Annotated in this window: 11 protein-coding genes and 1 pseudogene; 4 read left to right on the top strand and 8 right to left on the bottom strand. The window is 58.3% G+C overall.

Annotation, left to right across the window (positions count from 1 at the left end; genetic code table 11):
- The first annotated feature begins 508 nt into the window (after window positions 1–508).
- Window positions 509–1,525, top strand: coding sequence for a helix-turn-helix domain-containing protein (locus K419_RS21945; protein WP_198013108.1), 1,017 nt, complete (start codon window positions 509–511; stop codon window positions 1,523–1,525).
- Window positions 1,526–1,997: 472 nt separating this feature from the next.
- On the opposite strand, the gene K419_RS0110620 is transcribed toward K419_RS21945, so the two are convergent.
- Window positions 1,998–2,189: a hypothetical protein gene (locus tag K419_RS0110620; protein ID WP_026841569.1), complete on the bottom strand. Its 192-nt coding sequence runs from the start codon at window positions 2,187–2,189 to the stop codon at window positions 1,998–2,000.
- 370 nt (window positions 2,190–2,559) lie between these two features.
- On the opposite strand from K419_RS0110620, the pseudogene K419_RS21950 reads away from it, so the two are divergent.
- Together K419_RS21950 and K419_RS24275 are read left to right on the top strand one after the other, a co-directional pair.
- Window positions 2,560–3,310, top strand: a pseudogene (locus K419_RS21950) (AraC family transcriptional regulator).
- A 25-nt stretch (window positions 3,311–3,335) separates the two neighbouring features.
- Window positions 3,336–3,470: a hypothetical protein gene (locus K419_RS24275; protein WP_264175611.1), complete on the top strand. Its 135-nt coding sequence runs from the start codon at window positions 3,336–3,338 to the stop codon at window positions 3,468–3,470.
- 260 nt (window positions 3,471–3,730) lie between these two features.
- Here the strand turns inward: K419_RS24275 and K419_RS23115 are convergent, their stop codons facing one another.
- From K419_RS23115 to K419_RS0110660, 7 genes are all read right to left on the bottom strand, one after another.
- Window positions 3,731–4,180, bottom strand: a complete 450-nt coding sequence (locus tag K419_RS23115; RefSeq protein WP_226377678.1) for a GNAT family N-acetyltransferase — start codon at window positions 4,178–4,180, stop codon at window positions 3,731–3,733.
- Window positions 4,181–4,260: 80 nt separating this feature from the next.
- Window positions 4,261–4,536 (bottom strand): type II toxin-antitoxin system TacA family antitoxin, encoded by a 276-nt coding sequence (locus K419_RS0110635; RefSeq protein ID WP_026841570.1) that lies wholly within the window; start codon window positions 4,534–4,536, stop codon window positions 4,261–4,263.
- A gap of 286 nt (window positions 4,537–4,822) precedes the next feature.
- Window positions 4,823–6,181: a hypothetical protein gene (locus K419_RS0110640; protein WP_084154196.1), complete on the bottom strand. Its 1,359-nt coding sequence runs from the start codon at window positions 6,179–6,181 to the stop codon at window positions 4,823–4,825.
- A gap of 20 nt (window positions 6,182–6,201) precedes the next feature.
- Window positions 6,202–7,515, bottom strand: coding sequence for an acetyl-CoA hydrolase/transferase family protein (locus K419_RS0110645; protein ID WP_026841572.1), 1,314 nt, complete (start codon window positions 7,513–7,515; stop codon window positions 6,202–6,204).
- Between the two features lie 55 nt (window positions 7,516–7,570).
- Window positions 7,571–8,749, bottom strand: a complete 1,179-nt coding sequence (locus K419_RS0110650; RefSeq protein ID WP_026841573.1) for a thiolase family protein — start codon at window positions 8,747–8,749, stop codon at window positions 7,571–7,573.
- Between the two features lie 80 nt (window positions 8,750–8,829).
- A complete protein-coding gene (locus tag K419_RS0110655; protein ID WP_012532004.1) occupies window positions 8,830–9,972 on the bottom strand; it encodes a cyclohex-1-ene-1-carbonyl-CoA dehydrogenase in 1,143 nt (380 codons plus the stop codon).
- A gap of 41 nt (window positions 9,973–10,013) precedes the next feature.
- Window positions 10,014–11,156: a cyclohexane-1-carbonyl-CoA dehydrogenase gene (locus K419_RS0110660; protein ID WP_026841574.1), complete on the bottom strand. Its 1,143-nt coding sequence runs from the start codon at window positions 11,154–11,156 to the stop codon at window positions 10,014–10,016.
- 260 nt (window positions 11,157–11,416) lie between these two features.
- On the opposite strand from K419_RS0110660, the gene K419_RS0110665 reads away from it, so the two are divergent.
- On the top strand, window positions 11,417–13,069 hold the full coding sequence (locus tag K419_RS0110665; protein ID WP_026841575.1) for a sigma-54 interaction domain-containing protein: 1,653 nt from the start codon (window positions 11,417–11,419) through the stop codon (window positions 13,067–13,069).
- Window positions 13,070–13,108: the final 39 nt, after the last annotated feature.

Consider the following 13,108-nt stretch of genomic DNA (forward strand, 5'->3'; position numbering starts at 1 on the left):
GGGAAGGACTCGATGCGGCGGAAGAGATCGACGTTGACCTGACACGGGACCTATGAGACAGTGACGACCTCACCTCGCGACTACCCGGTCGCAATCCCCGGAACGCTGGTCGCAATCACAGCGGAACGGCGGTCACAATCACATCAGTTCACCCGGTCGCAATCATCGGAATACGCAATATTGCACCTCTACCAGTTGATATCCCTATCCAGCACTTCCCACACGGCCACAAATGTTGGCTTACCCTTTTTCAGTTAGCAATGGTGCCTACCGCCTGCGTAATTGGCAGTCAAGCGGTCGTCAGTTCGATCCTGACCTTATCGGAAGGAACTTCCTGAGGCGTCAATGGGGGAGTGGAACTTGCACTCTCGCGGGTTCGAATCCCGTTTCCCCTTAATAAATGAGTAAAAGCCCCCTACTTCCCCTTCTGTCAAATTTACTTAATTGACTTGTAAATTTACTTAATGCTGCTATAATATAAATCATCACCACGACAGGAGGCTACAAAATGAACGATAGTGAAGCTCTGGTGGAACTCGCGCTCCGAACTCTGTCCTGCAAGCAGAAGGAACTCGCCCTTCGCCTCGGCGTTTCACCTGCCCAAATCAGTAAGTGGAAGAAGGGAGAGTATATGTCATACGACATGGAGAAAAAGCTCCGTGACATCACTAATATTGGTGACAGAGATCCTGAATTGGTATTGCGATCAGACTCTCTTGAAGACGTGGATAAGTGGGAGAATTTGATACGTTACATAGCCGATTCAGCAATGGATAATGCTGAAACTGGATACCGCACTGACCCCCTTCTAGATGAGGAAGGATTTTTGTGTGAGCAGACATTCTCCGTTCTCAGAGAAATGGGCGTTGAACTACCGAGAAAGTTCCCAAAAGACATTGACTATGACGGAGATGATATCGAAGACATCTGCGAAATCCTATTCAAGGAGAACCCGTACTCGTCCCTCATCTACGAGATCTACACGTCGCTCAACGATGTCTATGGATTCTACGTTGCATACCTTTCTTCCACCTTGTTTGAAGACGCGCTCCTTGAAGAAGGAATAGGCGAAGAAATCGAGCCAAACCTTATAAGGTTAGCTGCTTCTAAGATCGAAGATGGCAAAGGATTGACGTCTAACTTCGACAGCTTCAAATACAAAGTCACAAAAGAATACGAAGAGTGGCTGAACAAAGTCAAAGAGGCTGCCTTCAAGGCCGGTATACCGCTCAAAGCCGAGCTTCTTGAGTTGGTCTACGATGATCATGACCACCTCGGATGCGAAGCAGAAGCCGAGAGCTTCGGTTTTAGATCCTCGCAAATACATCCAGATATTTACATGAATGAACTCCTCCAGGGCATGCGAGCGATCCATCAGATTTTGCCCTTCATCATGAAGAAGCTAGGGATCTACGACGAGTTCAAGTTAGACAGGGCAGATCTTACCGCCAGAGGACCAAGCAGCCCCGCGAGCAGAGCGGAAGAAAGCCGGGAAAACGAAAACGAAGACGAAGGGGACAGCTAAATGCTACCGACAACCTTTTAGCAGCCTAAAACATCTGTCTGAGCCCATGATTACAAGGAGATATATGAGGCTCGGATGGCTGTTCGAAAAACCCGGGCGGTGTCTTCGAAGACAATCATGTGGCAGAGAACCCGGCTTAGACTTTCACTGAGCTTTCACATCACCTGTTTGATTCAGGTGGTTTTTACTAGACTTTACTGGACTTTGGCTGGTAGGCGTGTGGGTTTAAGTTTCTGAAATTACAGTAAAATTAGAAAAATACCAGAGGAGTTAAGTCGCGTTCGAATCCCTATCTCTCCGCCACCTTACAAAAAGGCCAGTCATTGCGACTGGCCTTTTTGGCGTTTTATGTGCAGATATGTAGCGATCGCGCCCTCACTTGGTCGGAGTAAGCAACGAACTGACCAGCGTCCCCCTCAGCCTACAAAACCGTTTTCGCCATCGCCTGCTATTTGGATCACCATTGTTTCAACTATTTGGGGCCCTCGGACGTTTTCTTCATCTTGGTTGACTTCAGCAGATCGACGATTACCCCGTCTTTCCAGATATAACAAGGGGTCCTGTTCTTTCGGGCAAGGGAATGGGCAGCCTTTGCGGCACGCTTCATGGCAGCACCAACGGCAACAAATTCAGGATTATCTAAAACCACTGCTTTTTTGTTCATCTGTTTTCTCCTCGCTCACACGGCGTATCTCTATCCAGGGGCTACCGCCGACTTTCGTTTTGGTGTCGGCAATGCCCCATCGATGACACTACCATCCTCAATAACGAAGACCGCGAGCACACGTTCGTACTTTGTGATGTGTGAGACGCCACGCCTTGTACCACATTCGCACAGTGATAAACAAGTCACCCGAAACCGAAAACAGCAAGAATAGAATAGCGGAAAGAGCCGGGGGTTGCTATCTATTGGCCCAGGAGGAGTCGCTTTGAAACAACTTACCGCAAACGATTACCTGGAGAGGCTGAACCGGGTGCAGGTATTTATCTGGGAGAATCTGGACCGGTCGCTCTCCTTGGCTCGGCTGGCAGAGGTGGCCTGTTTTTCACCCTTCCACTTTCACCGCATTTTCGCCGCTCACGTTGGCGAAACCCTTCATGACCATGTGCGGAGGCTGCGCCTGGAACGGGCGGCGATGCGACTTGACCGTACCGCCGAGAGCGTCACGGAGATCGCCATGGCGACCGGCTTCGATACGCCCGCAGCATTTTCCAAAGCCTTTCGATGCCACTTCGGCCAAACCCCTTCGGAGTTCAGGGACGCAGGCGCTCCAACAACGAACCCTCCTGGATCACTGATCCTGCCGGAAGCCATCCCGCTGAAACCTGAGATAAAGCAGATCGCGGAGAAGGAGGTCCTCTTCGTCCGCCGCAGCGGCCCGTATGCTGATGCCGCAGCCGCTGCGTGGAGCGCTCTCATGGGGTTTGCCTACCAAAGGAAAATCATTACCGCAGAGACGGAGCTGATCGGCATCTCCCACGACGATCCCGAAATCACCCCGGAGAGCCGGATCCGTTACGACCTGCATCACCTCTTCCGGAAACCTGCGGCCGGAAGGGGATGTGGGGACGCTGACCATCCCCGGAGGAAGGTACGCTGTCTTCCTGCATAAAGGACCATACGAGGAGATGGGACAAACGTTGCGGGGAATCTTTGCCGGCTGGCTTCCCGCAAGCGGCGCGCGACTGCGCGAGTGCCCGGCGTTCGAGAGATACCTCAACCGTGATCCCCGCCGCACCAAACCAGCCAACCTGCGCACCGAGATCTGGCTGCCGCTGGCATAGATACCCTCTTCCAAAGGAGAGCCCCATGGAACAGATCGATTACAAGAAGCGGCTCAAGCACCTTTTCGCCCCCTCCACCAAGCAGGTGGAAACGGTGGACGTGCCGAAGATGAACTTCCTGATGGTGGACGGCGCCGGCGATCCGAACACCTCGCAGTAGCCGATGTCATGAAGCAGACTCCGTCGGCGCAGCGACTCCCTTGTCTTCATGACCGCTTAGGCGGAGCCCCTGTTTCTGGATCCCTACTCTCGTCATATCAGAAGGGGCCGGTCACCATGACCGGCCCCTTCGCCGTTTTAGCCTTCAGACCTACTGACACTTCATTTCCTTATATTTCAAGACCTGGCACTTGCTACCTTGCTACCTTGCTACCTTGCTACCTTGCAGCGGTCGGTGAAGAAGGACGACAACGGGAAGCTTTACAATTTCCCCGCGGTTTTTAAAACTGATCGGATAGTTGACAGCGGCAGAAGCAAAGAAAACGGTGTGTCCAGCAGTGGCAACGCACCATAGCTGGCATACCAATTTGCTACGGCTTCATTCTTGGCATCAATCAACAATGCCACGCCCCCCACGTCTTGAGAAGCACGAAGGCAACGCCGGCCCGCCGATAGAAGAAGTTGCCCGCCCAGCCCCTTGCCCTGCATAGACTTGTCTATAGCCAGCCGGCCAAGACGGAAAACGGGCACGTCATGCCGTGCTAAACCTCGCTTGATGACTGCAGGAGTACGCGAAAATTCTACAGAGGCGGGACTAAGGGAATAGAAACCCAGAACGAGGGATGCATCATCATCTCTTACCGCAAGAAAAGTCTTCGATCCCCCTTGCTCATGCATTTGACGCGCGTGACGGCGCAAAAAATCGTTCAATGCAGTATCACCACAATCAAAGGCATCTCGATTATGGCGTTTGGAAATAGGCTCTTCATGCCAAAGGGGGACGGTCATGATTACAGGACAGGCAAGTCATTAGCCGCCGCCAGCAGCTTCGCATTGGGAGCGGGCGGATTTTCCAGAGCCTCCAGCACGCGCAGGCTGTCGCGCTCCGATAGCGAAACCTGTTCAGCCTGGGCAATCACGGCCTTTGCCGCCTGTATGGCGTTGCGCAGCACAAAATCTGTAAGGCCGGTATGCTCGTAGGCAACGGCACGCATCAATAACGCTTTGTCATCCGGATGTATTCTCAGTGACATCCTATTATTCTCTTCAACGGCGACTCTAGGCATCTCGACCTCCTATACCTTGTACATATTCAAATCGTACGTAAATCGCAAGCGCTTGTCAATCGTGCACAGGTTCCCATTTTTCCTTTCAGACCTGCTGCTACCTCATAGCCCGAGGCTTCAAGCTTATGTTTCAAAACCTAACAAGCACCCCTGCACCCGGCTCGAGTTCAGACCGCAGCCAATTTTTACATCTCTTTACCTGCCAACTTCACTGTAACTCACTCCTCGACACAAGCCCCTTCTGAACCACCTCCACCTTGTCAGGTGCTTCTCGAGCGCCGGCTGACTAGAAGAAGTACATCATGGAAAACCGGAAGACGTTGGCCTTGCCGAGGTCCGAGGTGCCGGCGGTGACGTTACCGTAGCGGGTGCTCACGTACTGGTACTCGGCAGCTACCCTTATCGCGGCGTTCAGGTCGTAGGCAGCGTTGGCGAAGATCTGCGAGCTCGACCTCTGGAAGTCTTTGATGCCACTCTCGACAAATGCCTCCTGGTCCTTGGCGCCCCTCATGCCGTACCCCGTGGTGAGGCCCAAGTTCTGGGTCGGGTAGAAGATCGCCTGGCCGAATATGCCGTACCCCTTGGCGCCCGTCTTGTCGCCGGCGGGGCCCACGAGCGGAGCGAGCGTGGCGTAGTTGAAGGCCATGTTCGCCGCCTGGTACACTTGCCCCTCGAAGGAAGCGGTCATAGCCCTGCTCTTGCCGTCGGAGGAACTGAGAACCGGAACGAAGGTGTAGAAACCGTACCCCCAGGAATCGACGGTGTGGGTGTTGCCTGACACCTCCTGGTTGCCGTAGAGCCCGAAGAATCCCGCCTGGAGCGAATTCATCGGGATGCCCCAGAACCCCGGGGCCACCCCGAGCGCCTTGCTGACCCACATCGCCTGTCCGGCGACGTTGGGCTTCGCCCCCCAGGTCTCACCCGCCGTGCCGTTGGCCGTGTTCGAATCCTGGGTCGGATGCTGGAGGGCTGCGATGAGCTTCAGGGTGTTCCGGTCGTCAAGTTTAACCTTCTGGGTCACCCTCAATTGCGGGACGCGCGGGGTGGTCGGGTTGCCGGTGGTTTGCCCCTGGCCGAAGTCGATGGTAGAAGCCGATGCGGGGCCGAAGACGTCCCAGGACTGGCCGAAAAGGAACTGGGTGTTGGCCCAGTCGAGGGTGCCGTAGGCGAGCCGTATCCTCATGTTGGCGGACTCGGCGCTGCTCCCGCCGGAACCGAAGAAGTCGGTCTCGATGAGGGCACCGGTCTTCGCCCCCCGAAACGCGGGCCCTTCGGCCTTGAACCAGAGCCGGCTCTGCCGGGCGCTGAAGAGAGACTGGTCCTGCTTACCCGCAGGCGAACTGCTCTTGGGGATGCCGTTTGGCTGCAAGGTGGCCACGGTCCCCACCCCGTTAGCGGTCCCGAGGTTCACCGAGTTGTAGATGTAGTCGAGCTTTACGTACCCCCCCAGAGACATCTTGAACTTGCTGGTCACCGGGGCAGAGATCTTCCCATAGATGCCGGGGGCGACTTCACATGAAGGGTTGAAGTCGCAGTTGTAAGGCGCATCCCCTCCCTGCGACAGCTCCTGCGCCCATGCCGAGGTTGCGGATAAAGCGGTGATCATGCCGACGGCCAAAACTCTTCGCACCATTTTCTCTCTCATGATTCTCCTCAAACTGCCGGTTAAATGCGGTTCATCTTCCTCGCCGCGGCCATGAGTTCCTCGCGGAAATCCGGATGGGCGATGTTGATCAGGTTGAGCGCCCTCTGCCGGGCAGTCTGTCCCCTCAGCTTTGCGACCCCGTACTCGGTGGCGACGTAGTCGACGTCGTTTTTGCCGGTGGTGATCGATGCCCCCGAGGTGAGGGTCGGGACGATCCTCGATACGGTCCCGTCCTTCGCGGTGGAAGGGAGGGTGATGAACCCCTTGCCGCCGTTAGAGATGTTCGAGCCGCGCACGAAATCCGCCTGACCGCCGGTCCCGCTGTACTGGAGGTGACCGAACGATTCCGAGCAGCACTGCCCCAGGAGGTCGACCTGGAGGGTCGCGTTGATGGAAACCACCTTGTCGTTTTTGCCGATGTTGTGCGGGTAGTTGACGTAGTCCACCGGATGCATCTCGATCTGCGGGTTCTCGTGCATGAACTCGTAGAGGCGCCTGGTCCCGAGCGCGAAGGTGGCTATGGTCTTGCCGCGGTGGGTTTTCTTTTTCGAGTTGTTGACCGCCCCCGACAGCATCAGGTCGACCATCCCGTCCGAGAGGAGTTCGGTGTGGATGCCGAGGTCCTTCTTGTTGAGGAGCGCCTTGCAGATGGAGTTGGGGATACCTCCCCACCCGAGCTGCAGGCAGGAGCCGTCTTCGATGAGTTCGGAAAGGTAGCCGCCGATAGCCTCCTCGACCGGGGAGATGGGTGGGATCGACAGCTCCTGGAGCGGCTCGTGGCACTCGATGATGTGGGAGACCTCCGAGATGTGGATGTGGCAGTTGCCGTGGGTCCTCGGCGCCTGCGGGTTGACCTGCAGCACGACCTTCTTCGCCTTTTTCACCGCCTCCATCGTGTAGGCTACCGAGAGGCTGCAGGTGAAGTAGCCATGCTCATCCATCGGCGAGACCACGGTGCCGGCGACGTCGATGGGCCAGTACTCCCTCAGCAGTTTCGGCACCTCGTGGAAGTAGTTGGGGACGAAGTCCGCCCACCCTTCCTGAACGGCCTGCCGCGAAACATGGCTGGTGAACCAGGCGTTCACTTTGATGTGGGGCGCGGAGTCCTCGGTGAAATAGTCCGGGCAAAGGTGATGCTGCTGGTTGACCACGACCCCTTCCAGTTCATGCTTCCTCTTCGCGAGCGCCCTCACGAAGAGGGTCGGCTCGCCGCAGCTGATGGGAAAACAAAGATGATCCCCCGACTTAACGACCGCTGCCGCCTCTTCAGGGGTGCAAAGCTTCTGGCGGTACTCCGCCTCGTAGTTCTGCTTGGCCTTCTTCACACTGTTCATATCTGTCGCTCCTTATATTCACGTTGTATGGTCACGCCTGATCATCGCTTCCTCGCTAGACACGCTCGAAGAGCGCCGCCACCGCCTCGCCCCCTCCGATGCAGAGGGTGGCAACACCGTAGCGGGCACGACGCCTGGCAAGCTCCCTCACCACCGTGGCGGTGAGGCGGCCGCCGCTGGCACCCAGCGGATGCCCGATCGCCACCGCGCCGCCGTTGACGTTCACCTTTTCCGGATCCAATCCCAGACTTTTCATGACGATGAGCGGGACCGCGGCAAACGCCTCATTGATCTCGAAGAGGTCGATCTCGTCGACTTTCAGACCGGCCTTGTCCGCGACCTTTTCGATTGCCAGGACCGGGGCCTCGGCGAAATCGTCAGGGCGCAGACTGCTCGTGGCGCAGGCGACCAGGCGAGCCCTCGGTTTCAGGCCGAAAAGCTCCACCGCGGTGCGGCTGGCCAAAAGGGTCAGGGCCGCGCCGTCGCTGACGGTTGAGGCGTTCCCGGCGGTGATGGTCCCCCCCTTGGTGAAGGCGCCCGGAAGCTTCGTCAGTCCGGCGAGGTCCACCCTGAACGGCTCCTCGTCCTCGTCGACGGTAACCTCCCCTCCCTTTCCGGGCTTCAGCACCGGGACGATCTCTTCCCTGAAGAGCCCCTCGCGCACCGCTTTTTGCGCCCGTTCGTAGGAGCTCACCGCGTAGGCGTCCTGCTCCTTCCGGGTAAGGTCGAACTTGGCCGCGCTCGCTTCCGCGATCACCCCCATGTGCTTGCCGCTGTAGGGGTCGCGCAGGCCGTCGTGCACCATGAGGTCGATGATGCTGCCGTTGCCCATCCGGTAACCGTGGCGCGCCTTGGGAAGGACGTAGGGGGCGAGGGACATGTTCTCCATCCCCCCCGCGACCACCACGTCCGCGTCCCCCAAAAGGATCGACCCCATGCCGAGCATCAGCGATTTCAAGCCGCTGCCGCAGACCTTGTTGATGGTGAGCGCCCCTACGCTATCGGGAAGGCCTGCACAACGAAGCGCCTGCCTGGCGGGGGCCTGTCCCGTTGCGCCCGAGAGGACCTGCCCCAGGATGACCTCCTCTACCTGCCCTCCTGGAAGTGCGGTCCGCTGCAGGATTTTCCTCAGCACGGTCGCGGCCAGGTGCGGGGCCTCGACATCCGACAGACGCCCGCCGAAAGAGCCGAAGGGGGTGCGCAGGGACTCGATTATGAATACTTCTTTGTTCATGTCTTTCTCCTAGCGGAAAGCCGCAATACCGGTTACCCCACCCGCCGACTGGCGGCTCACCCCTTTCGCGGGAGATGGCGTTATTGGAGGAGCAGCGCCCGGCCGGCGACCATTCGGGTTATCTGGTTGGTTCCGGTGTAGATCTGGGTGAGCTTGGCGTCGCGCATCATCCTCTCCACCCCGTTCTCCTTCATGTAGCCGGATCCCCCCAGCACCTGCACCGCGTCGGTGGTAACGCTCATCGCGCTGTCCGAGGCGAAGGTCTTGGCCATGGAGCCGTAGAGGACGGCGCTCTTGTCGTTGGCATCCAGGGCCCGCGCGGCCTGCCGGGTCAGAAGCCTCGCCGCCTCCACCTTGGTCGCCATGTCGGCGATCATGAACTGCACCGGGGCGAGATGGGCGATCGGCTTGCCGAACTGCACCCGGTCGCGGCAGTGCGCCATCGCTATGTCGAGCGCACCCTGGGCGATGCCGACCGCCTGCGCCGCGCAGAAGACACGATTGGTGGAAAGGGTCTGCATGAGGTTCGCGAACCCCGTCCCCTCCGGACCGAGCAGGTTCTCCGCCGGGATCTCCATGTTCTCGAAGAAGAGCTCGGAGTTGATCGACCCGCGCATCCCCATCTTGTGCTCGTTACGCCCGTAGACAAGCCCCGGTGTCCCCTTCTCCACTACGAAGGCGCTGATCCCCTTGGAACCTTTGTCCGGAGCGGTGTAGGCGTAGACCACCATGACGTCGGCTACCGAGCCGTTGGTGATGAAGCACTTCTGGCCGTTGATGACGTAACGGTCCCCTTTCTTTTCCGCCCTGGTCTTCATGGCCAGAAGGTCGGACCCAGCGTTGGGCTCGGTCGCGGCGATAGCGGTCAAAAGCTTGGAGGTCCCTGCGAAACGCGGCAAAAAGCGCTGCTTCAGCTCCGGGCTGCCGCCATGGATGATCGGCAGCATCCCGTCGGTCTGTGCGATCAAAAGAAGCGCCGTGGAGGCGCAGGCCTTGGAGATCTCCTCAAGCACCAGCGCCAGGGTGGTGACCCCCAGTTCCGAACCGCCGTACTCGGCGGGGAGCAGCGGATTCAGAAGCTCGAGCTGGGCGAAGAGGTCCCGTGCGTGTTCCGGGAAAAGGGAGTTTTCGTCAAGTTCCAAGGCCCGCGGCGCGATCTCCCGCTGCACCACGTCACGCACCATGTCCAGGGTCAGTTTCTGTTCTTCAGTCAGTTGTGTCATCGCTTTATCTCCTTACCTCGTCAGTCGTCGTTGCCAGCGGCCTAGACCGCATCCTTGAGGATTTCCCTGGCGATCACCAGGCGCTGGATCTGGTTGGCCCCCTCGAAGATCTGGGTCAGCTTCGCGTCGCGGAACATGCGCTCCACCGGGTAGTCCTGCATATAGCCGTAACCTCCGAAGACCTGGATGGCGTCCGTGGTGATCTGCATGGCTGCGTCCGAAGCGAACAGCTTCCCCATGGAAGCGAGCTTGGTGTTCCTGAGCCCCTTGTCGTAAAGCGCCGAGGCCCGGTAGATAAGCCCGCGGGAGGCCTCTATCTTGGTGGCGCTGTCGGCGATGATCTGCTGGATCATCTGGTGCTCGCAAAGCTGCTGGCCGAAGGTCTTGCGCTCGCGGGAGTGCCTCACCATCTGGTCGAAGGCTCCCTGGGCGATGCCTAAGGCCTGCGCGCCGATGGCCGGACGGGACATGTCGAAATCCTTCATTGCCAGATGAAAGCCCTTGTTCTCTTCGCCGAGCAGGTTGCCGGCCGGAATCCGCACGTTGTCGAGGTACATCTCGGAGGTTTTCGAGCCGCGCTGGCCAAGCTTCTTCTCGACCTTGCCGACCGACAGCCCCGCGGTTCCGCGCTCGACCAGGAAGAAGCTCAGGCCGTTTCTGCCGTTCTCGGAGGTTCTCGCCAGCACCGTGTAGACGGAGGCGACCGGGCCATTGGTGGAGAAAACCTTGGTGCCGTTGATCACATACTCGTCCCCCTCCCTCACCGCAGTGGTGCGGATGGAGGCGACGTCTGAGCCGGCCCCGGGCTCGGAGACCAGGTAAGCGGCCAGTTCGCGGTTCTCCAGCATGCGCGGGAGCACCCGCTTGAGAAGCTCCGGGCTTCCGCCGTGCAGCAGCGGAAAGCTCCCTACGGCCTGGATGATCAGCATGAGGGCCGAGGCCGCGCAGTGCTTGGCAATCTCCTCGACAGCCAGGCAAAGGAGCGTTCCCTGGTCCTGCTCGGCGCCGCCGTACTCCGGCGGGAAGACCAGGGTCATCAACCCGAGCTCCCACAAAAGCGAAAGCACTTCCGGGGTGACTTCACCCGTGGCGTCAATGTTTGCGGCCACGGGGGCAATGCGCTCCCTCGCAGCCTGGCGGATGGTCTCGGTGGCGATACGGATTTCTTCACTGTCGGTAAACATCGGCTCTCTCCTGGTAAATTGGCGTCTGACAACTTTATAACGTTTTTCTATTTCACCAAACATGCCAAGACAGTCTTCGCGGGATATGGGAAGCTAATTGTCTGAAGTTGCTTAGTTTTACAGTTTAAATTGAAAATATAACAATTTGATGCTATTTGAATGTGTAGCCGAGCGGAAACATCCGAAGCGAGCAGACAACTCGATAGCCTGATCAAACCGCTAGATCCCAGCGGCGTACCCGGAAGGAGACATGTAGATCTATGGATACACTTGCCACTGCAGCAAAGACGAGGAAGGCGGAGTATTGCCGCTGCGGTGTAATCTTTTGCGATGAAGCCGGCCGCATAACCGCCGCCAGCAAGGATTACATCTGGCCAGCCGGCATGAAGGCAAAGGCGGGGGAGGCTCTTTCCGCCGAGCTGCACCTGCTCCATGCGGGGGAATCGGTCTTTCTGGATAACGATTGGTTCGTGCAGGCGGAGGGGAAGGGACGGGTGGAGATGCTGCTCTTCCGCAGGATCAGGGCCGCAGACCAGATACTTGGGCCCTACGGCGACTCTGCGATCAACGAGGGGATGGTCCAGATGCTTCTTAATAACCCGTACGAGGGTTTGACCTCCGTGGACCGCGAGGGCAAGGTCACCTTCCTGAGCCCGGTGAACGAAAAGTGGCTTGGGTTAGAGGAGGGAGGCGGGGTGGGTCTGCCCCTTTCCTCGTTCGCTCCAGAGAGCCGGCTTGCCGAGATTGCCCTTTCCGGCGTCTCCGACACCACCCAGGTGGTCGATCTTCAGGGGCAGACCAAGGTGACCGTCAACCTTCCCATCAGGAAAGGGCAGAGGGTAATCGGGGCGGTCGGGCGCATACTGTTCAAAAGTACCGACCAGATCGACAAGCTGGCCAACCGTATCCGCACCATGGAACTGAAGGTCGAACGGTACGAGACCCTGCTCGACGAGATGCGGGGCAATCGCTACAACTTCGACAAGATTCTCACCAACAACAAGGCCATGCGGGGATTGATCGACCAGGCACGCCGGGTCGCCGACTCCTCGGCAACGGTACTGATCCTCGGGGAGAGCGGTACGGGCAAGGAGCTTTTCGCGCAGGCCCTGCACGAGGGATCGTCCCGCAGGAGAGGGCCCTTCGTGGCAATCAACTGCAGCGCCCTCCCTCACGATCTGATCGAATCCGAACTGTTCGGTTATGATGAGGGTGCCTTCAGCGGGGCGAAACGGAAGGGGAAGCCTGGGAAATTCGAGTTAGCCTGCGGGGGAACGCTCTTTCTCGACGAGATCGGCGAGCTGCCGCTGGAGAGCCAGGCGAAACTTCTCCGCGTTCTGGAAGAACGCAAGATCGACCGGCTTGGCAGCACCTCCCCCATCTCAGTAGACTTCCGTCTCTTGGCCGCAACAAACCGCAACCTGGAAAACTCGGTAAATTCGGGGAAATTCCGCAGCGACCTCTTCTACCGCATCAACGAGTTTCCCATCGAGCTCCCCCCGTTGCGGTCGCGCCGGGATGACATCCCCCTCCTGAGCAAGCACTTTCTTGAGGAGATCACCCACAAGGAAAAGCTCCCCATGCTGACCGTCTCCGAAGAGGCGAAAGCCGCCTTGATGCGCTACGACTGGCCAGGGAACGTGAGGGAGTTGCGGGGATTGATGAGGCAGATGACCTGGAAAACCCAGGGACATACCATCGAGCTCCACCACCTGCCTGCCCCATTCACCGAAGAAGGAAAGATGATCGGGGCCTCAGGCACCCTCGAGGAACAGCTGGCGAGCGCCGAGCGGACCATCATCGAAGCCGCTCTTGAAACCGCCCAGGGTAACCGTGCCCTCACGGCCAGGATGCTCGGCATCCACCGCACCGCGCTGTACAAGAAGATGACCAGACTCGGCATGGAGACATAGTGTCGGCTGCCGAGCGTATCTCCGCGCCAACATAAACAA

It is taken from the genome of Citrifermentans bremense R1 (assembly GCF_000426865.1).
Classification (GTDB): domain Bacteria; phylum Desulfobacterota; class Desulfuromonadia; order Geobacterales; family Geobacteraceae; genus Geomonas; species Geomonas bremensis.